The 26,139-nt window shown below is 74.0% G+C and carries 25 protein-coding genes; 16 read left to right on the top strand and 9 right to left on the bottom strand.

The features are described 5' to 3' along the window. Window positions 1–60: 60 nt before the first annotated feature. Window positions 61–2,283, bottom strand: coding sequence for an NADP-dependent isocitrate dehydrogenase (locus ACFVXH_RS29910; RefSeq protein ID WP_049657424.1), 2,223 nt, complete (start codon window positions 2,281–2,283; stop codon window positions 61–63). A 378-nt stretch (window positions 2,284–2,661) separates the two neighbouring features. Between ACFVXH_RS29910 and ACFVXH_RS29905 the strand changes: the two genes are divergently transcribed. Continuing rightward, entirely contained in the window at window positions 2,662–3,015 is a 354-nt protein-coding gene (locus ACFVXH_RS29905) for an SAV_915 family protein (RefSeq protein ID WP_380782649.1), read from the top strand. Continuing rightward, complete coding sequence (locus ACFVXH_RS29900) at window positions 3,012–3,338, top strand: hypothetical protein (protein WP_049657428.1); 327 nt, start codon at window positions 3,012–3,014, stop codon at window positions 3,336–3,338. The genes ACFVXH_RS29905 and ACFVXH_RS29900 overlap by 4 nt, the downstream gene beginning before the upstream one ends. Before the next feature lie 68 nt (window positions 3,339–3,406). Here the strand turns inward: ACFVXH_RS29900 and ACFVXH_RS29895 are convergent, their stop codons facing one another. Further along, window positions 3,407–3,670, bottom strand: a complete 264-nt coding sequence (locus ACFVXH_RS29895; protein ID WP_380782433.1) for a hypothetical protein — start codon at window positions 3,668–3,670, stop codon at window positions 3,407–3,409. 113 nt (window positions 3,671–3,783) lie between these two features. Continuing rightward, entirely contained in the window at window positions 3,784–4,662 is an 879-nt protein-coding gene (locus tag ACFVXH_RS29890) for a DMT family transporter (protein WP_387828835.1), read from the bottom strand. A gap of 277 nt (window positions 4,663–4,939) precedes the next feature. Here ACFVXH_RS29890 and ACFVXH_RS29885 point away from each other — a divergent pair, with 277 nt between their 5' ends. Both ACFVXH_RS29885 and ACFVXH_RS29880 read left to right on the top strand, forming a co-directional pair. Then, the gene (locus tag ACFVXH_RS29885) at window positions 4,940–5,860 is read left to right on the top strand and encodes a serine/threonine dehydratase (protein ID WP_049658053.1); all 921 of its coding nucleotides are present in this window, start codon (window positions 4,940–4,942) and stop codon (window positions 5,858–5,860) included. A 268-nt stretch (window positions 5,861–6,128) separates the two neighbouring features. Continuing rightward, window positions 6,129–7,790 carry an APC family permease gene (locus tag ACFVXH_RS29880; RefSeq protein ID WP_049658055.1) on the top strand — a complete coding sequence of 554 codons (1,662 nt, stop codon included), beginning with the start codon at window positions 6,129–6,131 and terminating at the stop codon, window positions 7,788–7,790. A 61-nt stretch (window positions 7,791–7,851) separates the two neighbouring features. On the opposite strand, the gene ACFVXH_RS29875 is transcribed toward ACFVXH_RS29880, so the two are convergent. Then, a complete protein-coding gene (locus tag ACFVXH_RS29875; RefSeq protein ID WP_380781576.1) occupies window positions 7,852–9,573 on the bottom strand; it encodes an FAD-dependent oxidoreductase in 1,722 nt (573 codons plus the stop codon). A gap of 208 nt (window positions 9,574–9,781) precedes the next feature. On the opposite strand from ACFVXH_RS29875, the gene ACFVXH_RS29870 reads away from it, so the two are divergent. The 9 genes from ACFVXH_RS29870 to ACFVXH_RS29830 all read left to right on the top strand — a co-directional run bounded on the left by ACFVXH_RS29870 (window position 9,782) and on the right by ACFVXH_RS29830 (window position 16,568). Continuing rightward, complete coding sequence (locus ACFVXH_RS29870) at window positions 9,782–10,957, top strand: SchA/CurD-like domain-containing protein (protein WP_375877730.1); 1,176 nt, start codon at window positions 9,782–9,784, stop codon at window positions 10,955–10,957. 27 nt (window positions 10,958–10,984) lie between these two features. Further along, window positions 10,985–11,410 (top strand): cupin domain-containing protein, encoded by a 426-nt coding sequence (locus ACFVXH_RS29865; protein WP_074004532.1) that lies wholly within the window; start codon window positions 10,985–10,987, stop codon window positions 11,408–11,410. After that, window positions 11,407–12,663 (top strand): beta-ketoacyl synthase, encoded by a 1,257-nt coding sequence (locus tag ACFVXH_RS29860; RefSeq protein ID WP_049659039.1) that lies wholly within the window; start codon window positions 11,407–11,409, stop codon window positions 12,661–12,663. Before ACFVXH_RS29865 ends, ACFVXH_RS29860 begins: the two co-directional genes overlap by 4 nt. 5 nt (window positions 12,664–12,668) lie before the next feature. Further along, window positions 12,669–13,907: a beta-ketoacyl synthase N-terminal-like domain-containing protein gene (locus tag ACFVXH_RS29855; protein WP_049659038.1), complete on the top strand. Its 1,239-nt coding sequence runs from the start codon at window positions 12,669–12,671 to the stop codon at window positions 13,905–13,907. A gap of 57 nt (window positions 13,908–13,964) precedes the next feature. After that, on the top strand, window positions 13,965–14,225 hold the full coding sequence (locus ACFVXH_RS29850) for a phosphopantetheine-binding protein (RefSeq protein WP_049659037.1): 261 nt from the start codon (window positions 13,965–13,967) through the stop codon (window positions 14,223–14,225). Between the two features lies 1 nt (window position 14,226). Continuing rightward, window positions 14,227–14,682 (top strand): SRPBCC family protein, encoded by a 456-nt coding sequence (locus ACFVXH_RS29845; RefSeq protein WP_049659036.1) that lies wholly within the window; start codon window positions 14,227–14,229, stop codon window positions 14,680–14,682. Window positions 14,683–14,687: 5 nt separating this feature from the next. Further along, window positions 14,688–15,008: a TcmI family type II polyketide cyclase gene (locus ACFVXH_RS29840; protein WP_049659041.1), complete on the top strand. Its 321-nt coding sequence runs from the start codon at window positions 14,688–14,690 to the stop codon at window positions 15,006–15,008. Between the two features lie 309 nt (window positions 15,009–15,317). Continuing rightward, complete coding sequence (locus tag ACFVXH_RS29835; protein ID WP_117492275.1) at window positions 15,318–15,770, top strand: hypothetical protein; 453 nt, start codon at window positions 15,318–15,320, stop codon at window positions 15,768–15,770. Between the two features lie 102 nt (window positions 15,771–15,872). Further along, on the top strand, window positions 15,873–16,568 hold the full coding sequence (locus ACFVXH_RS29830; RefSeq protein ID WP_387828832.1) for a class F sortase: 696 nt from the start codon (window positions 15,873–15,875) through the stop codon (window positions 16,566–16,568). Between the two features lie 112 nt (window positions 16,569–16,680). Here ACFVXH_RS29830 and ACFVXH_RS29825 read toward each other — a convergent pair whose 3' ends face one another. The 3 genes from ACFVXH_RS29825 to ACFVXH_RS29815 form a co-directional block, all read right to left on the bottom strand. Next, window positions 16,681–17,715: a methyltransferase gene (locus tag ACFVXH_RS29825; protein ID WP_074004527.1), complete on the bottom strand. Its 1,035-nt coding sequence runs from the start codon at window positions 17,713–17,715 to the stop codon at window positions 16,681–16,683. Between the two features lie 66 nt (window positions 17,716–17,781). Continuing rightward, entirely contained in the window at window positions 17,782–18,864 is a 1,083-nt protein-coding gene (locus tag ACFVXH_RS29820; protein ID WP_074004526.1) for a nitrous oxide reductase family maturation protein NosD, read from the bottom strand. Between the two features lie 391 nt (window positions 18,865–19,255). Next, complete coding sequence (locus ACFVXH_RS29815; protein WP_375875424.1) at window positions 19,256–20,620, bottom strand: cytochrome P450; 1,365 nt, start codon at window positions 20,618–20,620, stop codon at window positions 19,256–19,258. A 199-nt stretch (window positions 20,621–20,819) separates the two neighbouring features. On the opposite strand from ACFVXH_RS29815, the gene ACFVXH_RS29810 reads away from it, so the two are divergent. Beyond that, window positions 20,820–21,812 carry a deoxyribonuclease IV gene (locus ACFVXH_RS29810; protein WP_387828829.1) on the top strand — a complete coding sequence of 331 codons (993 nt, stop codon included), beginning with the start codon at window positions 20,820–20,822 and terminating at the stop codon, window positions 21,810–21,812. 110 nt (window positions 21,813–21,922) lie between these two features. Here ACFVXH_RS29810 and ACFVXH_RS29805 read toward each other — a convergent pair whose 3' ends face one another. Next, complete coding sequence (locus tag ACFVXH_RS29805) at window positions 21,923–22,138, bottom strand: hypothetical protein (protein ID WP_049652123.1); 216 nt, start codon at window positions 22,136–22,138, stop codon at window positions 21,923–21,925. Between the two features lie 457 nt (window positions 22,139–22,595). On the opposite strand from ACFVXH_RS29805, the gene ACFVXH_RS29800 reads away from it, so the two are divergent. Both ACFVXH_RS29800 and ACFVXH_RS29795 read left to right on the top strand, forming a co-directional pair. After that, complete coding sequence (locus tag ACFVXH_RS29800) at window positions 22,596–24,011, top strand: amino acid permease (RefSeq protein WP_387828827.1); 1,416 nt, start codon at window positions 22,596–22,598, stop codon at window positions 24,009–24,011. A gap of 198 nt (window positions 24,012–24,209) precedes the next feature. Beyond that, on the top strand, window positions 24,210–24,857 hold the full coding sequence (locus ACFVXH_RS29795) for an HNH endonuclease family protein (RefSeq protein ID WP_049652121.1): 648 nt from the start codon (window positions 24,210–24,212) through the stop codon (window positions 24,855–24,857). A 109-nt stretch (window positions 24,858–24,966) separates the two neighbouring features. On the opposite strand, the gene ACFVXH_RS29790 is transcribed toward ACFVXH_RS29795, so the two are convergent. Beyond that, the gene (locus ACFVXH_RS29790; protein WP_387828825.1) at window positions 24,967–26,127 is read right to left on the bottom strand and encodes an MFS transporter; all 1,161 of its coding nucleotides are present in this window, start codon (window positions 26,125–26,127) and stop codon (window positions 24,967–24,969) included. Window positions 26,128–26,139: the final 12 nt, after the last annotated feature.

Genomic DNA, 26,139 nt, shown 5'->3' with positions numbered 1-26,139 from the left:
CCCCCGGGCTGGTCCGTACGGACCAGCCCGGGGGCCTCCAGTGCCTCAACTCGCCTGGATTCAGCCGAGGTTGGCGAGCGCCTCGTTGAAGGTCTTCGACGGGCGCATCACGGCGGCGGCCTTGGCCGGGTCCGGCTGGTAGTAGCCGCCGAGGTCGACCGGCGAGCCCTGGACGGCGATCAGCTCGTCCACGATGGCCGACTCCTGCTCGGTCAGCGTCGCGGCCAGGCCGGCGAAGGCCTGGGCCAGCTCGGCGTCGTCGGTCTGCTTGGCCAGCTCCTGGGCCCAGTAGGTGGCCAGGTAGAAGTGGCTGCCGCGGTTGTCGATGCCACCGAGGCGGCGGCTCGGCGACTTGTCCTCGTTGAGGAAGGTGCCGGTGGCGCGGTCCAGGGTGTCGGCCAGCACCTGGGCGCGGGCGTTGTCCGTGGTGGTGGCCAGGTGCTCGAAGCTGGCGGCCAGCGCGAAGAACTCGCCCAGGCTGTCCCAGCGCAGGTAGTTCTCCTTGACCAGCTGCTGGACGTGCTTCGGGGCGGAGCCGCCGGCGCCGGTCTCGAACAGGCCGCCGCCCGCCATCAGCGGGACGACCGACAGCATCTTGGCGCTGGTGCCCAGCTCCAGGATCGGGAACAGGTCGGTCAGGTAGTCACGCAGCACGTTGCCGGTCACCGAGATGGTGTCCTCGCCGCGGCGGATGCGCTCCAGCGAGAACGTGGTGGCGTCGACCGGGGACTTGATCTCGATCTGCAGGCCGGTGGTGTCGTGCTCCGGCAGGTACTTCTTGACCTTCTCGATCAGCACCGCGTCGTGGGCGCGGTTCTCGTCCAGCCAGAACACCGCCGGGACGCCGGTGGCGCGGGCGCGGGTGACGGCCAGCTTGACCCAGTCCTGGATCGGCAGGTCCTTGGTCTGGCAGGCGCGGAAGATGTCGCCCGGCTGGACGGCCTGCTCCAGCACCACGTTGCCCTCGGCGTCGACCAGGCGGACGGTGCCCGCGGCGGCGATCTCGAAGGTCTTGTCGTGCGAGCCGTACTCCTCGGCCTTCTGGGCCATCAGGCCGACGTTCGGCACCGAGCCGATGGTCGCCGGGTCCAGGGCGCCGTGGGCGCGGCAGTCGTCGATGACGGCCTGGTACACGCCGGAGTAGCTGCTGTCCGGCAGCACGGCGAGGGTGTCGGCCTCCTTGCCGTCCGGGCCCCACATGTGGCCGGAGGTGCGGATCATGGCCGGCATCGAGGCGTCGACGATGACGTCGCTCGGCACGTGCAGGTTGGTGATGCCCTTGTCGGAGTCGACCATGGCCAGGGCCGGGCCCTCGGCCAGCTCGGCCTCGAAGGAGGCCTTGATCTCGGCGCCCAGGTGCGGCACGTTGTCGAGGCCGGCCAGGATGCCGCCGAGGCCGTTGTTCGGGTTCAGACCGGCGGCGACGAGCACCTCGCCGTACTTCGCGAAGGTCTTCGGGAAGAAGGCGCGGACCACGTGGCCGAAGATGATCGGGTCGGAGACCTTCATCATGGTGGCCTTGAGGTGCACCGAGAACAGCACGCCCTCGGCCTTGGCCCGGGCGATCTGCGCGGCCAGGAACTCGTTCAGGGCGGCGACGTGCAGCACCGAGGCGTCGACGACCTCGCCCGCCAGCACCGGCACCTTCTCGCGCAGCACGGTGGTGGTGCCGTCCTCGCCGAGCAGCTCGATGCGCAGCGCACCGTCACCGGCGATCACGGCGGACTTCTCGGTCGACCGGAAGTCGTTCTCACCCATGGTGGCGACGTTGGTCTTGGAGTCGGCCGTCCAGGCACCCATGCGGTGCGGGTGGGTCTTGGCGTAGTTCTTGACCGACTGCGGGGCGCGGCGGTCCGAGTTGCCCTCGCGCAGGACCGGGTTGACGGCGCTGCCCTTGACCTTGTCGTAGCGGGCGCGGACGTCCTTGTCCTCGTCGGTCTGCGGGTCGTCCGGGTAGTCCGGCAGGGCGTAGCCCTGGGCCTGGAGCTCGGCGACGGCGGCCTTGAGCTGCGGCACCGAGGCCGAGATGTTCGGCAGCTTGATGATGTTGGCGTCCGGGGTCTTGGCCAGCTCACCCAGCTCGGCCAGCGCGTCGCCGATCCGCTGCGCCTCGGTCAGACGCTCCGGGAAGCTCGCGATGATCCGCCCGGCCAGGGAGATGTCGCGGGTCTCCACGCGCACACCCGCGGTCGAGGCGTACGCCTGCACCACGGGCAGGAACGAGTAGGTCGCCAGGGCCGGAGCCTCGTCGGTGTGCGTATAGATGATGGTCGAGTCAGTCATCGGTACTCCGCTTCACGTCTCCAACGTCTTGACGTCAAGATATCTCGTCACGGGCCTCCGACTCCACCTCCCCCCGTTTCCGGGCGCGCACCGGCCCGGCCGGCGGGCGCCCCGGCCCTCCCGGCGGGGCGTTCCGACAAGCGGCGTGGAGGAAAGAACGGGGGACGGGTTCCACGGTCGTCCGGGTCGGGGCGCTCGGCAAGCGGAGCGCCCGACCAGTGGTTTGGTCCACTCGGGTGAGCCGAACGTCAGGAGTGCGTCAACGCACGACCGCATTCGGTCAACGGAGCGTCAGGACCGGAGCCTCCCGGGCCGGGTCGACCTAGCGTCGAGGCAGTAGTTCCGGCAGGCACCACCACCCCACTCGGGAGCATTCGCATGGCCCGCGCCGTCTGGCACGTTCCGGTCACCGTCTCCGGCACCGGAAGCACCACCGCACTCCGCCTGTTCCGCCTGCGCGACGGCCGCCGCTGTGCGGTCGGATTCTCCAGCCCCGAGGCCCTCGCCGCCCTCCTCGGGCCCGACCAGGCCCGCACCGAGCTCGGCGAGCCCGCCCTCCGCGACCTCACCGCCCCGCTCGGGATCGACACCCTGGTACTGGACCCGCGGCTGGTCGCCCCCTCGGTCGCGGCCCCCTCCGCCACCGCCCCGTCCAGGACCGCCCCGCCCGGCCGCGCCCCCGTCGCGGCGCCCTCCGCCCCGGCCCCGACCGTCCAGTTCCAGCACCGGTGACCGCCCCGCTCCGGCTCGTCCCGGACGAGCCGGACCCGGCGGGGCGGGCCCGCCCGGCCCGGGCGCTGCACGCGATCGCCCGGATCAGCCACGGCCCCGTCCCGCTCGACTTCGACCGCCTCGCGGCGGAGTTCCCCGCCGTCCAGAGCGGCCTGGCCCTGGCCGGCGAGGCCGACCTCGAACTGCGCCTCGCCTGCACCGGCCCCGAGGAGTTACGGACGATCTCCACCGCGCTGTACCGCGCGGGCGCCGCCAAGGTGCGCGTCGACCTCGTCCTGCGCGCCCTCACCCCGGCCCCGGTCACCCTGCGCCCGGTGCCCTGACCGGCCCCGTACGGGCTTCGCGCCGCGCTCCCCTGCCCGGGAAGCGGGGCGCGGGGCCCGTACGGCGCTCACTCCTCCCCGGGCCGCGGGTTCGGGTTGACCGCCTGGCCGTCGATGGGCTCGCCCCAGGCGTCCTCGCCGTCCGCGTCGACGCAGTAGCCGCTGCCCTCGACGTGCCCGCCCGCGCTCCGGCACTGGTCGGCGGTGACGTCCCGGCGCCCGGTCGCCGCCGCCGGTCCGGCGGCGGCCACGGTCCCGGCCACGGCGAGCGGGAGGAGCAGGAGGGCGGAGGCGGTCGCGGCGGCCACCCGGGCCGGCAGTGAGCTGTTCATGCGGACCACGACAGCACGCCACCGGACCCCCGGCGACCACAGGACGCCCGCCCGGGTGGCCCCCGCCCTCCGCCGCTCCCGCGCCGGAACCGCTGACTCCCGCGCCGGAGCCGCTACTCCCGCGCCAGCGCCGCGATGGCCGCGAGCAGCAGCGCCGAGCCCGCCAGCAGGCCCGCCGTCAGCGGCTCGCCGAGGCAGAGCACGCCGATCACCGCCGCGGTCGCGGGCTCCAGCAGGACCAGCACCGCGGCCGTCGTGCTGGGCACGGTGGTCAGGCCGGTGAAGTACCAGCGGTAGGCGAACAGGGTGGGCACGGTGCCGAGGAAGAGCAGCGCCACCGCGGTCACCAGCGGGTCACCGTCGACCGGCAGGACGCCCTGGACGCCCTGGACGGCGACGAGCGGAAGCAGGCAGAGCAGCCCGGTGGTGAAGGCGCCGGTGCCGGCCCGGGCCGAGCCGCCGCCCCGGGCCCAGAGGGTGAGGCCGCTCTGGCCGGCGCCCGCGAGGACGGCCAGCGCGACGCCGAGGGCCGGGCGCGGGCCCGCCGCCGGGGCGGCCACCAGCAGGGCGAGGCCGGCCAGGGCCAGGGCGACCGCGGCCGCCGTTCGACGGGTCAGGCGTTCGCCGAGCAGCAGGTGGGCGCCGAGGCTGGTGAACACCGGGCCGGCGCCGATGGTGATCAGGGTGCCCAGCCCGAGGCCCGCGTACCGCACCGAGCCGAAGTAGGCGCACTGGCTGACCGCCAGACCGAGCCCGGTCAGCGCGGCGGCGCGCCACCCGGCGGCGCCCCGCCGACCGCGCGGCCGGCGGCCCGGCAGCAGGGCCAGGCAGAGCGCGGCGACGCCGAAGCGCCAGCAGGAGACGCCCGCCGGGCCGAGCCCGCTGGTGCTCATCAGCAGTGCGGAGACGGCGCCGCCGACGCCCCAGGCGACGGCGGCGGCGGAGATGGACAGGAGGCCGCGCCGGAAGGGCACGGCGGTGTACGAGGTCATGCGTCGGTACTCCACGATGAGTTGCCGGTTCAGGTCCGCTGGGTACGCGGGCGGCAGTCATCGCCCCGGCTGCGGGCAGTCCCGTCGGGCCGGAGGAGGTGGAGTGGGCCGCCCGCTAGCGGGCCGGCGGGGGGAGGATCACGAATCGCACGGGGCCAGCCTACGCGCGGTCCGGCCCCGGCGTTCGTGATCTTTCCTTCGCCCACGGACGGGACGTACGGTCGTCCTGGCCGGGACTCCCGGTGGCACGTCCCCCTCGACGAAGGAGCGGAACACGATGGACCAGCTGACGTACGACGAGGTCGAGGCCGCCGGGAAGCGGATCGCCGGGCGGGTGCGCCCGGTGGCGGTGGCACCGGGGGACGACGGCGGACGGACCTGGCTGGCGCTGGAGTTCCTCCAGCACACCGGCAGCTTCAAGGCGCGCGGCGCGCAGAACTTCCTGCTGGCGCACGCCGAGGCGGGCACCCTCCCGGACGCCGGGGTGACCATCGCCTCGGGCGGCAACGCCGGGCTGGCCTGCGCCTGGGCGGCCCGCGAACTCGGCGTCCGGGCAACGGTGTTCCTGCCCGAGACGGCCTCCCCGGTGAAGCTGGCGCGGCTGCGCTCGTACGGCGCGGAGGTACGGCTGGCGGGCCGGGAGTACGCGGAGGCGCTGGCCGCCTGCGAGGAGTTCGCGGCCGGCAGCGGGGCGCTGTCCTCGCACGCGTACGACCACCCGCTGATCGCCGCCGGCGCCGGGACGGTCCTGTCGGAGATCCGCGCCGGGGTGCCCGGGCTGGACACGGTGGTGGTGTCGGTCGGCGGCGGCGGGCTGTTCGCCGGCGTGGCGGTGGCGGCCCGCGAGCACGGCATCCGGGTGCTCGCCGTGGAGCCGACGGGCAGCCGCGCGCTGAACGCCGCCCTGGCCGCGGGCCGCCCGGTGGACGTCCCGGTGGACTCCGTCGCCCAGGACTCGCTCGGGGCCCGCCGGGCCACCGCCCTCGCCGTGGACGCCGCCGCGCACGAGGGCGTCCGGTCGGTGCTGGTCGACGACGAGGCCATCGTGCGCGCCCGCCGGCAGCTCTGGGAGGACCGCCGGATCGCCGTCGAGTACGCGGCCGCCACGGCGCTCGCCGCCGTCGACCGGGCCGAGGGCGAGCGCGTCGCCGTGCTGCTCTGCGGTGCCAACACCGACCCGTCCGATCTGGTGGACTAGCGCCGCTCCGCTATACGGAGCCCACTATTCCCATCCTCGGGAATTTCCCCTATCATGCGACCCCGCACGGCGCGGCCCGAATTTCGATCGGATCGATCGGATACGTAATATGCCGGGCGCCATAACGCCCCCTACCTGCAAGGATGTCCGGAAAAGAATGTAAACATTCAGTAATGAAATCTGTGCAGAGGGGGCTGAAAAGTCCTAGTGTGTGGCAACTCTCATCGCTCCGCCCACCCCGGAGTCCCCACACACAGAGAGATCGTTCATGGCTTCCCTCAACCAGATCTCGCCGCCCGGCCAGGGCACCGGTTCCGAAACCGGCACCGCCCAGCGGTCACTGCGCCGCCACGTCGGCCTCGTCGGCCTCATGTGGGCCTCGGTCGGCTCGATCATCGGCTCCGGCTGGCTGTTCGGCGCCAAGGAGGGCGTCGTGGCGGCCGGCCCGGCCGCCGTCGTCTCCTGGGGCATCGGCACGGTGGCGATCGTGCTGCTCGCGCTCGTGCACGCCGAGCTCGGCAGCATGTTCCCGGTCTCGGGCGGTACCGCGCGGTACCCGCACTACGCCTTCGGCGGCCTCGCCGGAATGTCATTCGGCTGGTTCTCCTGGCTCCAGGCGGCCACCGTCGCGCCGATCGAGGTCGAGGCGATGATCGGCTACGCCCGGCACTGGCCCTGGGCGGGCGGCCTGCTCAACGACAACAACACCCTCACCGCCAGCGGCTTCGCCGTCGCCACCGTGCTCATGGCGGTGTTCGTCGCGGTGAACTTCCTGGGCGTGCGCGTCCTGGCCCGCACCAACAACGTCGCCACCTGGCTGAAGATCTTCGTCCCGCTGTTCACGATCTTCGTGCTCGCCGTGACCAACTTCCACGGCTCCAACTTCACCTCGCACGGCTTCGCCCCGTTCGGCGCCCAGGGCGTGCTCGCGGCGATCAGCACCAGCGGCATCATCTTCGCCCTGCTCGGCTTCGAGCAGGCCATCCAGCTGGCCGGCGAGAGCCGCAACCCCAAGCGCGACATCCCCCGCGCCGTCCTCGGCTCGGTCGCCATCGGCGCCGTGGTCTACACCCTGCTCCAGGTCGTCTTCATCGGCGCGCTGCCGGTCAGCTCCTTCGCCAACGGCTGGGACAAGCTCGACTTCCCCGGCATCGACGGCCCCTTCGCGGGCCTCGCCACCACCGTCGGCCTCGGCTGGCTGGCCTGGGTGCTGTACGCCGACGCCGTGATCTCCCCCGGCGGCAGCGGGCTGATCTACACCACCTCGACCTCGCGCATCTCCTACGGCCTGAGCCGCAACGGCTACGCCCCGCAGCGCTTCGAGGAGCTGGACAAGAACGGCGTGCCGTGGTTCGGCCTGGTCATCGCCTTCGTCACCGGCGTGATCTGCTTCCTGCCCTTCCCGAGCTGGCAGGAGCTGGTCGGCTTCATCACCTCCGCCAGCGTGCTGATGTACGCCGGCGCCCCGCTGGCCTTCGGCGCGATGCGCCGCCGGCTGCCCGACCGCGAGCGCCCCTACCGGCTGCCGGCGGGCGGCGTGATCTCCCCGGCCGCGTTCGTGGTCTCCAGCCTGATCATCTACTGGTCCGGCTGGCACACCCTCTCCCGCCTGGGCATCGCGATCGTGCTCGGCTACGTCCTGCTCGGGAGCTACGCCGCGTACGCGATCAGGAAGGGCCTGCCGAACGCGCCGCGACTGAGCTGGAAGGCCGCCCAGTGGCTGCCGCCCTACCTGATCGGCCTCGGCCTGATCTCCTGGCTCGGCGGCTTCGGCGACGGCATCGGCCGGATCCCGCTGTGGACCGACATGGCCCTGGTGTCGGTGTTCTCGGTGGCCATCTACTACTGGGCGATCCGGGTGGCGCTGCCGGCCGAGGAGATCGAGCAGGAGGTCGCCGACGTCGAGGTGGTCGACGAGGGCGGCCACTGACCGCCGACGAACGACAGGACGGGCCCGCCGGCCGTGCGACCGGCGGGCCCGTCCGCGTCCGTCAGAGGCTCAGCACCGTCCGCAGCGCCGTGACGAACTCGGCCTCCGCGTCCCGCGGCGGGCCGGGCGAGCGCCAGGCGACGAAGCCGTCCGGGCGGACCAGCACCGCGCCCAGCGGGCCGATGCCGTGCAGGGCGGCGAAGTCCGCGCCGGGCTCCGGCGCCAGGTCGTCCTCGGCCCCGTCGCCGATCCGGAAGCCGTCCAGCGGGACGGCCAGCCGGTCGGCCGCGCGCCGGGCGCCCGCCTGCCAGGCACCGCCCTCGGGGCCGGTGAGCAGCACCATCGCCTGCTCGTACAGGTCCAGCGTGGAGAGCCTCACCCCCGCCCGCAGCAGCCACTGGTGCGGGGCCCGGCTGCCCGGCTCGCCCGCCGACTCGAACTGCTCGGGGACCACCGGGCCGTCCCGGTCCGCACCGACCACCGCGCCCACCGGGTACCGGTAGCCGAGCGCCACCGCCAGCACCCCGGCCTGCCGGCCCGCGCCGGGCACCACCGCGTAGCCCGGGTGGCTGTGCTCGGCGGACCGCGCCGAGGCCCGCTCGCCGGTCACCCGGGCGACCGGGCGGCGCTCCTGCCCGTACGTCTCCAGCAGCCCCGGCCCGGCCCAGCCGCAGAGCACGGCGGAGATCTTCCACGCCAGGTTGTGGGCGTCCTGGATGCCGGTGTTGGAACCGAACGCCCCGGTCGGGGACATCTCGTGGGCGGAGTCCCCGGCGAGCAGGACCCGCCCGGCGCCGTACCGCTCGGCCACCCGCTCGGCGGCGTGCCAGGGCGCCCGACCGGTGACCTCGACGTCCAGTTCCGGCAGGCCGACGGCGGTGCGGATGTGCCGTTCGCAGCGCTCGTCGGTGAAGGCCTCCAGCGGCTCGCCGTGCTCGGGGTGCCAGGGCGCGTGGAAGACCCACTCCTCCTGGTTGTCCACCGGCAGCAGCGCGCCGTCCGCCTCCGGGTTGGTCAGGTAGCAGGCGATGAAGTGCCGGTCGCCGACCACCTCGGCCAGGCGCTTGGCCCGGAAGGTGATGCTGACGTTGTGGAACAGCTCGCCCTTGCCGGACTGGCCGATGCCCAGCCGCTCGCGGACCGGGCTGCGCGGGCCGTCCGCGGCGATCAGGAACTCCGAGCGCACCACCCGCCGCTCGCCGCTCTCCCGGCTGCGCAGCACCGAGGTGACGCCCTCCGCGTCCTGCTCGAAGGAGACCAGTTCGGTGCCGAACCGCAGGTCGCCGCCGAGTTCGCGGGCGGCCCGCCGCAGCACCGGCTCCAGGTCGTTCTGGCTGCACAGGCACCAGGAGCTGGGGCTGAACCGGGCCAGTCGGCCGCCCGGGTCGATCTCCCGGAACAGCCACTCCTGCTCGGCGCCGGTCAGCGACGGCGCCTGGAGGATGCCGTGGTTGGGGGCCAGGATCGAGGCCGCCTCACGGATCGCGGGTTCGATCCCGGCCACCCGGAACAGCTCCATGGTGCGGACGTTGTTGCCGCGCCCCCGCGGGTGGTGCGAGGTGTCGGCGTGCTTCTCGACCAGCAGGTGCCCGACCCCGAGCCGCCCGAGGAAGAGCGAGGCCGACAGCCCGACCAGCGAGCCGCCCACGATGAGGACCGGCACCCGGTCGTCAACCTTCGGATTCATCAATTGCTCCACCCTGTCAGGGGATTCCGCGGCCCGGAGACTGGGCTCGGCGCCGCCCTCGGCGGGCCCGCTCGACCGGGGGCCCCGCTCTTCCATCCCCCGCCGGAGGGGGCCCGTGGCGCCCCTTCGCCCGGATGGCCCGCAAATCTCGCGCCGCGCCCGCCGCGCCGCCCACGATCGACCTCAGGCCTGGCGCCGACGCGCCCGGCCGACCCGCCGTCGCACCGCCCTCCCAGGCCGGGGAGCACCCGCCGGGCACGGCCGACACGGCCCGCAGCGTGCGGCCCAGAGCAGAAAGTGGATCATGACAACTCTGTCCGAACCCCAGCCGAAGCAGCACGACGAGGCCGACACCCGGCTGCGGGTCGTGCTGATGCTGGAGATCCAGGACGGCGCCCAGCAGCGCTTCCTCGACGTGTACGAGCAGCTGCGCCACCAGGTGGCCTCGGTCCCCGGACACGTCAGCGACCAGCTGTGCCAGTCGATCAACGACCCGCGCCAGTGGCTGATCACCAGCGAGTGGAAGGACCAGGAGACCTTCCTGGAGTGGGTGGACAGCCCGGCCCACCGGGAGATGGTCAAGCCGATGCACGGCTGCGTCAGCGACAACTTCCGCTCGCTGCGCTACGCCGTGCTGCGCGAGACCTCCGCGGCCGGCTCGACCGGCACCCGGGCCCCGATGGAGGTGCCGCCCGGGCTGCCGCGCACCACTCCCGCCGGGCACGTCGGCCCGCCCAGGGTCGACCCCGGCCCGGACGGGGTGGTGCGCCACGCGCTGACCTTCACCGTCAAGCCCGGCAGCGAGCCCGAGGTGGCCCGCATCCTCTCCGGCTACGCCTCCCCCCGGGCCGAGGTGGACGAGCACACCCGGCTGCGCCGCACCTCGCTGTTCATGCTCGGCAACCGGGTGGTCCGCGCCGTCGAGGTGATCGGCAACCTCGGCGACGCGCTGCGCCACGTGGCGATGCAGCCCGAGGTGCGGGCCGTCGAGGAGGCGCTCAACCCGCACCTGGAGGAGAGCCGCCAACTGGGCGACCCGCAGGCCGCCCGGGCGTTCTTCGCCAGGGCCGCGCTGCCCGCCCGGCACCAGGCGATCGCCAGCTCCCCCGCCTCCGCCCGGCTGCACCGGCACGCCGTGCTCTACCCGGTGCGCCCGGACCGCGGGCAGGAGGTGGCCGAGCTGCTGGCCGAGCACGACAACCTCGCCACCGCCGACCCGACCGGGCCGGTCGCGGCGGCCACCGTCTTCCACCGCGAGGACGTGGTGGTGCGCCTGGTCGACCTGCGGGTGCCGGCCGAGGCCGACCCGGCGGCCGCCCTCGGCGTGGCCGACGACCGGCAGGCCGCCGTGCTCGCCGGGCTGCTCGACCTCGGCCCGCAGGGCGACCTGCGCACCGCCGCCGGGCTCGGCGCCTTCCTCGCGGCCCGCGCCATGAACCCGGTCACCGACCGCAGTTCCGCCGACCCGATCAACAACTGACGTTCCGTCATCTCACGGGAGATCTCCATGACCACGCAGTCCCCACGGATCGTCAGCGTCCACGAGGCACCGGAGAACCGCCGCCACGGCGCCGAGCTGCGCACCATGCTCACCCCGACCAGCTGCGGCGCGACCAGCGGCTTCATGGGCCTGGCGATCGTCCGGCCCGGCGAGCGGATCGGCGAGCACTACCACCCGTACTCCGAGGAATTCGTGTTCGTCGTCTGCGGCGACCTGGAGGTGGACCTGGACGGGAAGCCCCATCCGCTCAAGCCGGACCAGGGCCTGATGATCCCGATCAACATGCGCCACCGCTTCCGCAACGTCGGCGACACCGAGGCCCGGATGGTCTTCCACCTCGGCCCGCTCGCCCCGCGCCCCGACCTCGGCCACGTGAGCACCGAGGGGACCGCGGCCTCCGGCCCGCCGGAACACGCCAAGGTGGTCTCGTGACCCGGCGCGTCGCCGTCACCGGGATCGGCGTGGTCGCCCCCGGCGGGGTCGGCGTCCCGGCGTTCTGGGAGCTGCTGACCTCAGGCCGCACCGCGACCCGGGGCATCACGCTGTTCGACCCCACCGGGTTCCGCTCCCGGATCGCCGCCGAGGTGGACTTCGACCCGGCGGCCCACGGGCTGGGCCCGGAGGACGTCCAACGGGCCGACCGCTACGTGCAGTTCGCGATGGTCGCGGCCGACGAGGCGATCGCCGACGCCGGCCTGGACCTGGCCGCCGAGGACCCGTGGCGGATCTCCGTCTCGCTCGGCACCGCCGTCGGCGGCACCACCCGGCTGGAGCACGACTACGCCCTGGTGAGCGCGGCCGGCGCCCGCTGGGACGTGGACCACCGGCAGGCCGAACCGCAGCTGCACCGGGCCTTCGCGCCCAGCACGCTGGCCTCCGCGGTGGCCGAGCGGACCGGCGCGCACGGCCCGGTGCAGACCGTCTCCACCGGCTGCACCTCCGGCCTGGACGCGATCGGCTACGGCTTCCAGGCGGTCGAGGAGGGACGCGCCGACATCTGCCTCGCCGGCGCCTCCGACTCCCCGATCTCGCCGATCACCGTCGCCTGCTTCGACGCCATCAAGGCCACCAGCGAGCGCAACGACGACCCGCGGCACGCCTCCCGTCCCTTCGACGCCGACCGGGACGGCTTCGTGCTCGGCGAGGGCGGCGCCGTCCTGGTCCTGGAGGAGCTGGAGCACGCCCGACGCCGCGGCGCCCGGGTCTACGGCGAGATCGGCGGCTTCGCCACCTTCGGCAACGCCTACCACATGACCGGCCTCACCAAGGAGGGGCTGGAGATGTCCCGGGCGATCGACCACGCGCTCGCCCACGCCCGGGTGGACCGCACCGAGGTGGACTACGTCAACGCGCACGGCTCGGGCACCAAGCAGAACGACCGGCACGAGACCGCCGCGGTCAAGCGCTCGCTGGGCGCGCACGCCTTCAGGACCCCGATGAGCTCGATCAAGTCGATGGTCGGGCACTCGCTCGGCGCGATCGGCGCCATCGAGGTCGTCGCCTGCACCCTGGCGCTCGCCCACGGGGTCGTACCGCCGACCGCCAACTACGAGACTCCGGACCCGGAGTGCGACCTCGACTACGTGCCGCGCACCGCGCGCGAGCTGCCGCTGAGCCGCATCCTCTCGGTCGGCAGCGGATTCGGCGGATTCCAGTCCGCCGTCGTGCTCAACAGAACGGGGTGAGTTCCATGACGTCACGTCAGCAGGGCCGCCGGGCGGTGATCACCGGGCTCGGCGTGGTGGCTCCGAACGGGGTCGGGGCCGACGCCTTCTGGAAGGCCACCAGGCAGGGCGTGAGCGTCCTCGACCGGATATCCCGCGAGGGCTGCACCGGGCTTCCGCTCCGGATCGCGGGCCAGGTGAACGGCTTCGATCCGCAGTCGGCGATCGACAACCGCTTCCTGGTGCAGACCGACCGCTTCACGCACTACGCGATGGCCGCCGCCGACCTGGCGGTGGCGGACGCCGGGTTCCGGCCCGACCCGGAACAGCCCTTCGCGGTCGGCGTGGTGACCGCGGCCGGCTCCGGCGGCGGCGAGTTCGGCCAGCGCGAGCTCCAGCAGCTCTGGGGCCAGGGGCCCCGGTTCGTCGGCCCGTACCAGTCCATCGCCTGGTTCTACGCGGCCAGCACCGGCCAGATCTCGATCCGCGGCGGCTACAAGGGCCCGTGCGGGGTGGTCGCCAGCGACGAGGCCGGCGGTCTGGATGCCCTCGCGCACGCCGCCCGCACGATCGAGCGCGGCACCGACGCGGTGGTGGTCGGCGCCGCCGAGGCCCCGCTGGCGCCGTACTCGATGGTCTGCCAGCTCGGCTACCCCGAGGTCAGCCTGGCCGGGCGGGCCGAGCGGGCGTACCTGCCGTTCACCGCGCTGGCCTGCGGCTTCTCCCCCGCCGAGGGCGGCGCGATGCTGCTGCTGGAGGACGAGCAGGCGGCCCTCCTGCGCGGCGCCCGCATCCGGGCCCGACTGGTCGGCCACGGCGCCACCTTCACCGGGGCCTCCCGCTGGGCGGAGTCCCGGGAGGGGCTGGCGGCCGCGATCCGGATCGCGCTGGACGAGGCCCGCATCGCGCCCGAGGAGATCGACGTGGTCTTCGCGGACGCCCTGGGGGTGCCGGAGGCCGACCGGGCCGAGGCCCTGGCGCTCGCCGACGCGCTCGGCCCGGCCGCCGAACGCGTCCCGGTCACCGCGCCCAAGACCGGTACGGGGCGCGCCTACTGCGGCGCCCCGATGCTCGACGTGACCGCCGCCGTGCTGGCCATGGAGGACGGCGTGCTGCCGCCCACCCCCAACGTCACCGAGGTCTGCCACGACCTCGCCCTGGTGACCGGCCGCGCCCGCCCGGCCGAACTGAACACCGCCCTGGTGGTCAGCCGCGGGCTGATGGGCTCCAACTCCGCGCTGGTGGTCCGGCGCTGGCGGCCCTGAACCGCCGCCCGGACCACCGCCCCGCACCACCCCGTCACACCTCCGAAAGGGACACCCGTGAGCAACACCCTCAGCTATCCGGAACTCGCCGTCCTGCTCCAGTCCCGGGCCGGCGTCACCGTCGACCCGGGCGACCTGGCGCGGCCGGGCGCGGAGTTCGACACGTTCGGCATCGACTCGCTCGGCCTGCTCGGCGTGGTCGGCGAGTTGGAGAACCGGCACGGCCTCAAGGTCACCTCGGGCGCCGAGTCGGCCAAGACCCCGGCCGAGTTCCTGGAACTGGTCAACTCCTCCCTCGCCACGAAGGCTGGTGCCTGAGATGCCCGGACACACCGACAACGAGATCGTCATCGCCGCCCCGCTCGACCTGGTCTGGGAGATGACCAACGACCTGGAGAACTGGCCGCAGCTGTTCAGCGAGTACGCCTCGGTGGAGGTGCTGGACCGGCAGGGCGAGCTCGTCCGGTTCCGGCTCACCATGCACCCCGACGAGAACGGCCAGGTGTGGAGCTGGGTCTCCGAGCGGGAGACCGACCGGGACGCGCTCGCGGTGCGCGCCCGCCGGGTCGAGCCCGGCCCGTTCGAGTTCATGGAGATCCGCTGGGAGTACGCGGAGGCGCCGGCCGGCACCAGGATGCGCTGGATCCAGGACTTCGCCATGAAGCCGACCGCCCCGGTCGACGACGAGGGCATGACCGGCCACATCAACCGCAACTCGAAGATCCAGATGCAGCTGATCCGGGAGAAGGTCGAGAAGCGGGCGGCGGAGCTGTGACCGGCCTGCACCGGGCGCTGATCGTCGCCCGGATGAAGCCCGAGGCCGCGCCGGACATCGCCGAGGTGTTCGCCGAGTCCGACCAGGGCGAACTGCCGCACCTGATCGGCGTCACCGGCCGCAGCCTCTTCCAGTTCGGCGACGTCTACCTCCACCTGATCGAGGCCGACCGCCCGCCGGGCCCCGCCGTCGCCAAGGTCGTCGGGCACCCGGAGTTCCGGACCGTCAGCGACCGCCTGACCGCCTACGTGCAGGCGTACGACCCGGCCACCTGGCGGGAGCCGAAGGACGCCATGGCACGGGAGTTCTACCGCTGGGACCGCTGACCCGGCGGCTCCCCGACGGGGCCGCTGATTCAGCCCCCGATGGGCCCGCCCCCGGCCGTGCGCCGGGGGCGGGCCCACGTGCGTCCGGCCGGACGGCCCCCCGGGTGGATTCACCCGGATCACCCGGCCAGCCGGGTGAACACACCCGGGACTCCACCCGAAGGGCGCACGCCGCGCACCGGCGCTGCCACACTCCGGTGGCAGGCGGCCGCACGGTGGATGACGGTGGATCAGGCGCACCCCCCGCGAGTCCCCTTGTCCGGCACCGTGTCGGCAGTCGCGGTCCTGCGCGCCGGAAGGATCATCCTCATGCGTTCTGCACGCACGCTGCTCGCCGGGGCGGCCGTCGCCGCCGTCCTGACCGTCGGTACCCCCATCGCCTTCGCCGACGGTGCCGACCAGGGCAAGAACCTGACCTGGCAGGAGAAGCAGGAGAAGACCGAGAGGGCCTCCGACAACTCCAAGGGCAACGACGACAGGAAGGGCGGCGCCTCCGAGGAGCACAAGGGCTCCGACGATCGGAAGGGCGACGACGAACACAAGGGCGGCGACGAGCACAAGGGTTCCGACGAGCACAAGGGCGGCGAGGCCAGGGGGGACGAGGACCACAAGTCCCCGCACGGCGGCGTGCACACCGGTGGCGGCGGCCTGGCGCTGTCCGGTGGCGGGCTCGCCTCCGGCGCGGTGCTGCTGCTCGGCGGCCTCGGGGCGGGCGCGTACGCCCTGCGCCGCGGCCGCCGTGCCTCCGGCGCGGTCGCCTGACGCCGGGCACCCTGCTTCCGCCGCCTCCGGGCGCCCGCCCGCACGGGGCGGGCGCACCGGGGGCGGCGGGCCGTCGCGGAACCGGTTGAGCGGAGGAGAGGAATGACGGGCGGTCCCGCCTCTGGAATGCCCCGGCTGCTGCGCGCGGGGATGGGCACGGCAGCGGTCGGGCTGCTGCTGATCTACAACTCGGTGGACACCCGGTCGGACGCGGGCGCGGAGGACGGCAGGCCCGCTCCCCCGGCGGCCGCCGCGCCGGCCGTCCCCGGGCCGGCGGGTGCCGGCGCCCCGGACCCGGCGGCCCCGGCCGCCGCTCCGGGGACGCCCGCGCTCCAACGCGCCAAGCCGACCCGGCTGCGGATCCCGCAGATCGCCGTCGACGCGCCGTTCACCGAACTGGCCCTCACCCCCGCGGGCCAGCTCGACGCGCCGCCGCCGGACGACAAGAACCTGGTCGGCTGGTACCGGGACGGCGTCACCCCCGGCGAGCGCGGCAGCGCGGTGCTGGCCGGGCACGTGGACACCACCAAGGGCCCGGCGGTGTTCCTGCTGCTGAGCTTCCTGCTGCCGGGCAACAAGGTCGAGGTGAGCCGCGCGGACGGGACGGTCGCGGTGTTCTCGGTGGACTCGGTGGAGACCTTCGCCAAGAACGCCTTCCCCGACGCCAGGGTCTACGGCAGGACCCCCGACGCCCAGCTCCGGCTGATCACCTGCGGCGGCGCGTACGACAAGAAGCGGCGGGACTACCTGGACAACGTGGTGGTCTTCGCCCACCTGGAGTCCTCGCACCCGGCCTGACCCGGCCCGCACACGACGACCGCCGGCCCCCGATGTCCGGGGGCCGGCGGTCGTTCTGGTCGTACGGTCGTTCTCGTCGTACGGAGGTGTGCGGGGGCGTGCAGGGGTCGGCTCAGCCGCTCACGACGGCCTCGAAAGCGTGCAGGTACGGGTTGACCGGGTTGACCGCGGTGACCACCAGTCCGGCCTCCGCCATCAGCCCGACCATGCTCTCCTCGGAGTGCTTGGCACCGCCCACGTTGAGCATCAGCATCAGGTCCATCGCGGTGGTGAAGCGCATCGAGGGACTGTTGTCGACCAGGTTCTCCACCACCACCACGCGGGCGCCGGAGCCGGCCGCCTTCACCACGTTGGCGAGGGTGCGGCGGGTGCTGTCGTCGTCCCACTCCAGGATGTTCTTGATGATGTAGAGGTCGGCGCGGACCGGGATCTCCGTCCGGCAGTCGCCCGGGACGAGGCGGGCCCGGGCGGAGAAGGCGCCGCCGTCCTGGAGCCGGGGGTCGGCGCCGGCCACCACCTTGGGCAGGTCGAGCAGGGTGCCGTGCAGCGCCGGGTGCTTCTCCAGCAGGCTGGCCAGCACGTGGCCCTGGCCGCCGCCGATGTCCGCCACCGAGTCGATGCCGGTGAGGTCCAGGTAGTCGGCGAAGTCCTCGGCGGACTGCCGGCTGGAGGTGGTCATCGCCTTGTCGAAGACCTTCGCCGAGTCGCCCGCGTCGCTGTGCAGGTAGTCGAAGAACTCCTTGCCGAACAGGTCGGGGAAGACGTTGCGGCCGGAGCGGACCGCCTCGTCCAGCTTCGGCCAGGCCTCCCAGGTCCACGGCTCGGTGCACCAGAGGGAGATGTAGCGCAGCGAGTTGGGGGCGTCCTCGCGCAGCAGCCGGGACATCTCGGTGTGCTCGAAGCGGTCGTCGCCGCTCTGCGCGAAGAGCCCGTAGCAGGCGAGCGCGCGCAGCAGGCGGCGCAGTTGGCGGGGCTCGGTGTCGAGGGCGACGGCGAGGTCGGTCACGGTGGCCGGGGTGTCGCCGAGCACGTCGGCGACGCCGAGCCGGGCGGCCGCGCGGACGGCGGCGGCGCAGGCGGCGCCGAAGACGAGCTCGCGCAGGCGCATCGCGGCCTGGGGGCTGGTATGGACGGGTGCGGTGGTCATGGCTGGGTTTCCTCGGGTCCTAGGGAGTTCCTGGTGCGGCGGCGGGCGGCGAGGGGGTACCGGGGCTCAGCAGCGGCCGGCCGGCTCGGAGCGCCCGCAGGTGTTGCGGGCGAAGGTGTTGTCGGTGCCGGAGTCGCGGTCGGCGAGGTCGGCCGGACCGTTGCCGCTCAGCTCGTTGTCGGCGATCACGGCGCGGGCGTTGGCGACGCCGACGACGCTCTTGAACAGGACGATGCCGCCGGAGAAGTCCGAGGTGCCGGTGTTGTCGCGCACCTCGTTGCCGGTCACCCGGGTGTCCTCGGTGCCGGTGAGGACGATGCCGGCTCCCTGGATGGCGCCCAGGCGCGGGTTGGCCGGGCAGAACTTGTTGTTGCCGATGACGGAGTTGTCCCGGACGTCGAGGTCCCCGGCGCGGGGCACGCCCTCGTCGCCGACCACGAAGACGCCGGCGCAGTTGCCGCTGATCCCGTTGGACTGGACGGCCAGCCCGCGCAGCCGGCGGACGGTGACGCCGACCCGGTTGCCGGTCAGTTCGTTGCCCTCGACCACGGTGCCGCCGGTGTCGGGCGAGCCGCCCTCGCGGTAGGCGTAGTTGGCGAGGAAGACGCCGGACTGGCCGTTGTCGGCCGAGCGGTTGCCGCGGATGACGGCGCGGGTGGACATCTCCTGGCTGATGCCCTGCTGGCCGTTGTCGTGGACGTAGGTGCCGCGGACGGTCAGGCGGGTGGTGCCGCTGGCGTCGATGCCGTTCTTGCGGAAGCCGGTGACGGCGAGGCTGTCGATCCTGACGTCGGACAGCGGGTCCTCCTCGGTGCCGACCACGCAGATGCCGTGCCCGGCGGTGGCGCAGGCGTTCTCGCCGCCGTCCCCGGGGGTGATCACGCTCTCGTCGCCGAAGCCGCGCAGGGTGAGGCGGGGGGTGGTGATGCGGACGCTGCCCTGGTAGGTGCCGGGGAGCAGTTGGACGGTGTCGCCGGGCCGGGCGGCGTCGACGGCCTGCTGAATCGATTCGCCGGGCTGGACGAAGTGCAGCGGGAAGCGGGGGGCGGCATGGGCCGCGGGAGCGGCGGCCAGCGAGGTGAGGACGGTGGTCAGGGCGGTGGCGGCGGCGGTGGCCGCGGCGAGGTGGTGGACCCGTCGCGTGGGCATGAGTGGTGACCTGTTTCCTTTCGGCGCGCGCGGCGCTCGTACGGGTGCGGTGGTCTTCCGCTCGGTCCAGCGGTGGGGGCTGACGCGCTGTGCGCGGGCGGTGACGGCCGGTGGATGCGGCCGTGTCGACGCTACGGGCGGCCCGGTGGGCCCGCCACCAGGGCTGGGCTGCGGGGCTGACGGGGCGTCGACCAGGGGTGGGACGGGCCCGGCGTGGCGCGGCAGCGGGCGGTCGGGCGGGGCGCGCGACGACCGCGGGCGGCGGGAGGACGTCGGGAGGGGCGGGCAGCGCGACGCGCCCGACCGCGGGCGGCGGTCGGGCGCGTCGGGGTGTGTCTCGGGGGTGTCCGGGCGGCGGGTGCGTCGGGTCCGTGCGGCCCGGTGGACCGGCTCAGCCGGCGGCCGCTGCCCGGGCCGGGGCCTGCGGCCCGAGGCGGACGGGCAGCGCGGCGAGGTGCCAGGCGGCCGGGTTCGGTCCGCGCTCGACGGCCTCCGGACCGACCGCGAGCGCCAGCTCCGGGTACGTCCGCAGCAGCGTCTCGAAGGCGACCACCGCTTCCTGGTGCGCCAGCACCGCGCCCAGGCAGCGGTGGGTGCCGTGCCCGAAGCCCAGGTGCGCCTCGTGGTGCCCGGCGCGGTCCGGCGTGCTCGCCCGGCAGATGTCCAGGCGATCCGGCTCGGCATAGGCCCGCGGGTCGTGGTTGGCTCCGGCCAGGATCGGCATCACCGCCTCGCCCCTGCGGACCAGGGTGCCGGCCAGCGTGAGGTCCTCCGTCGCGTAGCGCGGCACCCCACCGATCGTCGGGCCGCACCAGCGCATCAGCTCGTCGACGGCGGCGGGCAGCCGGCCCGGGTCGGCCCGGAGCAGCTCCAGTTGTTCGGGGTGGGCGAGCAGCGCGGCCGTGCCGTTGCCGATCAGGGTGGCGGTGGTCTCGTGCCCGGCCACGACCAGGTTGAGGATCAGCGAGACGGTCTCGACCGGGGCGAGGCTGTCGCCCTCCGCGGCCGCCAGTCGGGAGAGCAGGTCGTCGGCGGGTTCGCCCCGGCGGAGCTCGACCAGCGAGCGGGCGGCGGCGACCATGGCGCGCAACGCCTCGTCCAGGCCGGGCCCGGCGCCCCGGCCGAGGTAGGAGCTCCAGCGGCGCCACTGCGGGCGGTCGGACTCGGGGATGCCGAGCAGCTCGCAGATCACGGTGACGGGCAGCGGGTACGCGAAGTGCGCGACCAGGTCGACCACGCCGTCCGGGTCGGCATGGTCGGGCAGCGCCCGGGCGTACTCCTCGGCGAGCCGTTCGATCCGGGGGCGCAGCCGCTCCACGGCGCCGGCCGTGAAGGCCGGGTGCACCAGACCGCGCATCCGGCGGTGCCGGGCGCCGTCCGCGGCGAAGACCCCGGCGCGCAGGTACTGCGCGCACTCGGGCGGCATACCCCGAGCGCGCCAGACCTGCTCGGTGCGGTGCACGGGGACGGGTGTGGCGGTCCCGTCGGGAGTCGGGCCGTCGGCGGCGGGCCGGTCTGCGGTCAGGTGGTCGGGAACGGGGCCGTCGACGGCGTTCACGTCGTTGACGAAGCGCGGGTCGGACAGCACGGTGCGGACGTCCTGGTAGCGGACGGCGATCCAGAACGGCTCCACGCCGGGGATGGTGGCGCGGGCGAGCGGGGCGCGCTCGCGCAGGTCGGCGAAGGCGGCGAAGGGGTCGCGGATCAGGTGGTCGGCACGCAGGTCGACGGTCTCGGCCGGCTCGGCGGTGGTCACGGCTGCCTCCTCAGTGGTCGTGCGGTCCTCTGGTCCCGGATCGTGACGGATGCGGACGGCACGGTCCCCGGTTTCCAGGCGGGATTCACTCGATCGAGCACAGAGAGCCTTTTCCTCGGGCCGCCGGGAGCCGGGCCTCCGGACCTCCCGAACCGGCCCGCCCGACGACCGGGGCCGGGCGCGTGGCATGCTCGGGGCCATGACCACCGCACCCGTACCGTCCGTCGCCGCCCTCCGCAACCCGATCGGCGCGCACGTCCCGGTGGCCGGTCGCGGGCTGGCCGGGACCGGCCTGGCGTACGCGGGCCGGGTCGGTGCGGAGACGGTCCAGGTGTTCGTGGCCAACCCGCGCGGCTGGGCCACTCCCCCGGGCAACCCGGCGCAGGACGAGGAGTTCCGCACCGCCTGCGCCGAGCGGGGCGTCCCGGCCTGGGTGCACGCCCCGTACCTGATCAACTTCGGCTCGGACAACCCGGCCACCCGGGAGCGCTCGGCCGACTCGCTGCGGCACTCGCTGCGCCGCGGCCACGCCATCGGCGCGCTCGGCGTCGTCCTGCACACCGGCTCGGCGGTCGGCAGCGCGCCCGGCGGCGGCTCGCGCCGGGCCGAGGCGATGGCGCAGGTCCGGTCGGACGTCCGGCCGCTGCTGGAGGAGCTGGACGGGCTCGGCGACGACGCGCCCTGGCTGCTGCTGGAGCCGACGGCGGGGCAGGGCAGCTCGCTCTGCTCGCGGCTGGAGGAGCTGGCCGCGTACATGGAGGCGCTGGACCATCACCCGAAGGTGGGGGTCTGCCTGGACACCTGCCACGCCTTCGCCGCCGGGCACGACCTGGCGGAGCCGGGCGGGGTGACGGCCGCCCTGGACGCCCTGGCCGCCGCCGCGGGGCCGGGCCGGCTGCGGCTGATCCACGCCAACGACTCCGAGGACGTCGTCGGCGCCCGCAAGGACCGGCACGCCAACATCGGCGCCGGGATGATCGGCGCCGAGCCGTTCCGCGAGCTGTTCGAGCACCCGGAGACGGCCGGGGTGCCGCTGGTGGTGGAGACCCCGGACCGCAAGCACGGCGGGGACGGCACCGGGCACGCGATGGACATCGCGGTGCTGAAGGAGCTGCGGGAGCGGGCGGCGGTCCGGGGCACCGGGGCCCGCGCCGCGAAGCTGCCGGAGCCCGCAGCCGCCGGGCGGCCGTGAATCCGAGGGCCGCAGCCGCCGGACGCTCGTGAGCCCGGGGCCTCCCGTCGCCGGACAGCGGTGAGCCCGGAGGCCGACGGACGGCCTCCGGGCTCGGGGTGCGGAGGGGATCAGCAGCCGCAGTCGCTCTCGCCGTGCTCGGCGAAGTTGAACCAGGTGGCGTGCGGGCCGAACAGGCCGACGCCCGCGGAGCCGGACTCCAGGCTCTGCCCCTCCGACTGCGTCGGAGCGAAGCCCCCCGCCATGGCCGAGGTCGGGACCGCCACCACGGCACCGGCCACGGCGACGATCACGGCGAGCTTGCGGATCTTCCCACGAAGCGACATCTGCTGTCCTTTGGTTCGTCTCTGGTCCTCAACCCGCGCCCCCGACCGGCCGGTTCGGCCGCCCGACGGGCTGGGCGCGCCCCACCGGGGAGGCGCCGCGCCCACGTTGGCACACGAACGCACGGCTTCGGGCGCGCGCCGCAACCGGGCTGAGGCAATCGGGTGAGGCAACTCCCCCGACCGGACGAATCCGGGCGTACGTCCGTGAATCCGGTCGAACAGCCGCGAGGAGGGCGCCGGACGAGTACCCGTCCGGCCGCCCCGCGACCGCAAGTCTTGCGGTGACGGACCCGGCGAACTGAACAAATCCCGTCGATTTGGTGCACAGTGCCGCCCGGTCCGAGCATGAACGGTCGCTCCATGGCGCTCCACCGCTCCACCGGGCGGGAGCAGCAGCGAGCGCGGCCGCGCAACCCGGCGGCGGCAGGAGCAGCACCACGAAAGGCGCACCACCCTCATGCAGACCAGTCCCGCCGCACCCCGGCAGGCGACCCGACCGAGCGGCCCGGAGACCCCGGGGCCGGTCGACTCCCCGCCCACCGGCACCGCACCGACCGGCCCGACGCCGCGGAAGGGCGGCCGCCGCTTCGGGCTGACGACCGCCACCGCCCTGGTGATGGGCAACATCATCGGCGGCGGCATCTTCATGATCCCGGCCGCCGTGGCCCCGTTCGGCACGGTCAGCCTGGTCGCCTTCGTGGTGCTCACCGTGGGCGCGATCGCGCTGGCGCTGGTCTTCGGGCAGCTGGCCCGCCGCAACCCGCGCACCGGCGGGCCGTACGTCTACGCCCGCGAGGCCTTCGGGGACTTCGCCGGCTTCCTGTCCGCCTGGTCGTACTGGATCACCACCTGGGTCAGCAACGCCGCGCTCGCCGTGGCCGCCGTCGGGTACCTGGACGTGCTGCTGCCGCTGCACCACTCCATCCCGCTGGAGATCACCGCCGCGCTGGCCTTCCAGTGGCTGCCGGCGCTGGCCAACCTGGCCGGCACCCGCTACGTCGGGGCGGTCCAACTCGTCTCCACCGTACTGAAGTTCGTCCCGCTGCTGCTGGTCGCGGTGGGCGGGCTGTTCTTCTTCGACCCGAAGAACCTCGGGCCCTTCGACGCCAGCGGCCAGGGCTGGGCCGGCGGGATGTCCGCCGCCGCGGCGATCCTGCTGTTCAGCTACCTGGGCGTGGAGTCGGCGGCGATGAGCGCCGGCAAGGTCCGCGACCCGGAGCGCAACGTCGGCCGGGCCAGCGTGCTCGGGACGGCCGGTGCGGCGGTGGTCTACCTGCTCGGCACCCTCGCGGTGTTCGGCACCGTGGCGCACCAGCAGCTCGTCCACTCCGCCGCGCCGTTCTCGGACGCCGTGAACGCGATGTTCGGCGGCACCTGGGGCGGCACGGCGATCGCCGTCGCCGCGCTGGTCTCGATGACCGGCGCCCTCAACGGCTGGACCCTGCTCTCCGCCCAGGCCCCGTACGCGGCCGCCAAGGACGGCCTGTTCCCGGCCGCCTTCGGCAAGGAGCGGCGCGGGGTGCCGACCTTCGGCGTGCTGGTCAGCGTGGCGCTGGCCTCGGCGCTGACCGTGCTCAACTTCGCCAGCGGCGCGAAGGGCGCCTTCGACATGCTGGTGCTGGTCACCACCTTCACCGCGACGGTGCCGTACCTGCTGTCCACCGCCGCCCAGCTGTACTGGCTGGTGCGCGGGGCCGGCGAGAAGGTCGACGGCGGGCGGCTGGTGCGCGACGCCGTCCTCGGCCTGGGCGCCTTCGCCTTCTCGATCTGGCTGCTCGCCGGGGCCGGCTACGCCGCCGTCTACCAGGGCGTCCTGTTCCTGTTCGCGGGCATCCTGGTCTACGTCTGGATGGCGGGCCGGCGCCGCGACTGAACTCCCGGCGGCAGTCGGAGAAGCCGACACATCCCCTGAAATCCTCGTGAACCTCCGTGGCGCGCGCCGGACTTGTCCGGTGCACGTCCGATGTGCACGAGGATTTCACTTCCCGGGTCTACCCGCGTAGGTCATCGAATCGCCACACTGGCGCACGCAATTCAGCAGTTCATCCGATCTGATGATGGAGCGTCCGCCATGGCCCCCAGCGCACCCGCACGCCGGTTCCTGTCCTGCATACCGGTGGCCGCCGTCCTCGCCGCCGTGACCGTCGTCACGGCCGGCACCCCCGCCCAGGCCGCCCTGCCGACCCCGATCTCCGCGGCCACCGCCCGCACGTACCTCGCCGCGATGCCCGCCACCGCGGAGACCCACGGCGACACCTACGACCGCACGCTGTTCCCGACCTGGATCACCGTCAGCGGCACCTGCGACACCCGCGAGTGGGTCGTCAAGCGGGACGGCAGCAACGTCGCCACCGACACCTCCTGCAAGGCCACCAGCGGCAACTGGTCCTCGCCGTACGACGGCGCGACCACCACCAACGCCTCCTCCTTCGACGTCGACCACCTGGTGCCGCTCTCCGAGGCCTGGGCCTCCGGCGCCTGGGCCTGGACCACCCCCCAGCGCCAGGCCTTCGCCAACGACGTCACCCGCCCCCAGCTGCTGCTGGTCTCCGCGAGCAGCAACCGCTCCAAGGGCGACCGCGACCCGGCCGAGTGGCTCCCCCAGGCCTCCTACCGCTGCACCTACGCCCGCGCCTGGGTGCAGGTGAAGCAGTACTACGGCCTGAGCGTGGACAGCGCCGAGAAGAACGCGCTCACCGGCATCCTCGCCAACTGCTGAACCCCGCGGCCCCCGCGGCCCGGCGCTCACCCCGCGCCGGGCCGCGGTGCCGTACGCGCCCCGCCCGGGTACGCCGGTACAGCGGCGCGGCGGCAGCCGGACGGCGCGCTCACGCGACCCGCTCGGGAACCTCCGCCCCGTCCCGCAGCAGCCTGACCTGCCACCGGACCAGCAGGAAGCAGGGCAGGCAGACCGCGGCCATCGCCAGGAACGCCCAGTGCGGGGAGGCCGCGTAGAGCGGGCCGGTGACGGCGGTGACGGCGGCGACACCGAGGCCGATGGCCAACCCGGCGTAGAGCGCCTGGGCGTCCGACCAGAGGTCCTCGGGGACGTGGCCCTGCACGCAGCGCGCGTGCGCGACGTGGGTCAGCGCGAAGGTGCCCGCGTGGAGCGTCTGGGTGAGCACGACGCACACCAGCGGCATCGGCACCGCGAGCAGGCCCCAGCGCAGCACCGAGAGCACCGCGGCGGCGGCGAAGAGGACCGGGACCGGGTAGCGGCCGAGCATCGGCCCCGCGTACTTGAACAGGAGCAGCTCGCACCCCACGGCCAGCGCCAGCATGAGGCTGACGTTGATGCTCGACACGCCGAGCCGGCCGAAGTACTCGACGCCGAAGGCGTAGTAGGCCGCGTGGGCGCCCTGGAGCAGCACGGAACTGCCCAGGCCGAGCGCGTAGACGCGGTTGCGCAGCAGCCGGCCGCGGCCGCCGCCGGCCACGGTCGCCACCGTCGGGAACCCGACGGGGTGCGCCAGGTCCGCCAGCGCGAGCAGCAGGCACCCGACGACGAAGACCCCCACCAGCGCGCCGCTGCCGACCGTCCGCCCGACCACGCCGGACACGCCCAGGCCGAAGAGGAACCCCGCCGAACCGAAGTAGCGGACGCTCCCGTAGTCGACCTGCCCGTTCGCCGCGCCGATGGTCGCGAGGGTCTCGCTCAACGGCATCAGCAGCGGGTAGCTGACGCCGACAAGCACCGATACCACCATCATCGAAGCGAACTGAGGCTGCGTCAGGTAGAGCGGGCTGAGCGCCGTCGCCGTCCAGGCGAGCAGCTGCGACAGTCTCCGGAGCGGGACCGTCCGGCAGAGCACCGGGAAGACGACGGCGATGGAGACCGAGCGCGACAGCAGACCGGCGGTGATGACCGCGGTGACCTCCGTCGGTCCGAAACCGGAAGCGAGCAGCCAGACCCCCCAGTAGGAGAGGTACGAGCTCCAGGTCAGGAAGAACAGGAAGAACCTGGCCGACAGCCACACTCGGAACGACATCTCAAGCTGCTC

The organism is Kitasatospora sp. NPDC058184 (genome assembly GCF_042883725.1).
Lineage (GTDB): Bacteria > Actinomycetota > Actinomycetes > Streptomycetales > Streptomycetaceae > Kitasatospora.
This window is presented reverse-complemented; position numbering and strand designations above follow the sequence as displayed.

Coding starts and splice junctions, on each gene's coding strand:
- ACFVXH_RS29795 (WP_049652121.1), top strand. CDS start 24,210: ATGGCCCCCAGCGCACCCGCACGCCGGTTCCTGTCCTGCATACCGGTG.
- ACFVXH_RS29905 (WP_380782649.1), top strand. CDS start 2,662: ATGGCCCGCGCCGTCTGGCACGTTCCGGTCACCGTCTCCGGCACCGGA.
- ACFVXH_RS29800 (WP_387828827.1), top strand. CDS start 22,596: ATGCAGACCAGTCCCGCCGCACCCCGGCAGGCGACCCGACCGAGCGGC.
- ACFVXH_RS29830 (WP_387828832.1), top strand. CDS start 15,873: ATGACGGGCGGTCCCGCCTCTGGAATGCCCCGGCTGCTGCGCGCGGGG.
- ACFVXH_RS29820 (WP_074004526.1), bottom strand. CDS start 18,864: ATGCCCACGCGACGGGTCCACCACCTCGCCGCGGCCACCGCCGCCGCC.
- ACFVXH_RS29805 (WP_049652123.1), bottom strand. CDS start 22,138: ATGTCGCTTCGTGGGAAGATCCGCAAGCTCGCCGTGATCGTCGCCGTG.
- ACFVXH_RS29855 (WP_049659038.1), top strand. CDS start 12,669: ATGACGTCACGTCAGCAGGGCCGCCGGGCGGTGATCACCGGGCTCGGC.
- ACFVXH_RS29865 (WP_074004532.1), top strand. CDS start 10,985: ATGACCACGCAGTCCCCACGGATCGTCAGCGTCCACGAGGCACCGGAG.
- ACFVXH_RS29825 (WP_074004527.1), bottom strand. CDS start 17,715: ATGACCACCGCACCCGTCCATACCAGCCCCCAGGCCGCGATGCGCCTG.
- ACFVXH_RS29910 (WP_049657424.1), bottom strand. CDS start 2,283: ATGACTGACTCGACCATCATCTATACGCACACCGACGAGGCTCCGGCC.
- ACFVXH_RS29895 (WP_380782433.1), bottom strand. CDS start 3,670: ATGAACAGCTCACTGCCGGCCCGGGTGGCCGCCGCGACCGCCTCCGCC.
- ACFVXH_RS29810 (WP_387828829.1), top strand. CDS start 20,820: ATGACCACCGCACCCGTACCGTCCGTCGCCGCCCTCCGCAACCCGATC.
- ACFVXH_RS29875 (WP_380781576.1), bottom strand. CDS start 9,573: ATGGAAGAGCGGGGCCCCCGGTCGAGCGGGCCCGCCGAGGGCGGCGCC.
- ACFVXH_RS29845 (WP_049659036.1), top strand. CDS start 14,227: ATGCCCGGACACACCGACAACGAGATCGTCATCGCCGCCCCGCTCGAC.
- ACFVXH_RS29880 (WP_049658055.1), top strand. CDS start 6,129: ATGGCTTCCCTCAACCAGATCTCGCCGCCCGGCCAGGGCACCGGTTCC.
- ACFVXH_RS29870 (WP_375877730.1), top strand. CDS start 9,782: ATGACAACTCTGTCCGAACCCCAGCCGAAGCAGCACGACGAGGCCGAC.
- ACFVXH_RS29790 (WP_387828825.1), bottom strand. CDS start 26,127: ATGTCGTTCCGAGTGTGGCTGTCGGCCAGGTTCTTCCTGTTCTTCCTG.
- ACFVXH_RS29835 (WP_117492275.1), top strand. CDS start 15,318: ATGCGTTCTGCACGCACGCTGCTCGCCGGGGCGGCCGTCGCCGCCGTC.
- ACFVXH_RS29885 (WP_049658053.1), top strand. CDS start 4,940: ATGGACCAGCTGACGTACGACGAGGTCGAGGCCGCCGGGAAGCGGATC.
- ACFVXH_RS29890 (WP_387828835.1), bottom strand. CDS start 4,662: ATGACCTCGTACACCGCCGTGCCCTTCCGGCGCGGCCTCCTGTCCATC.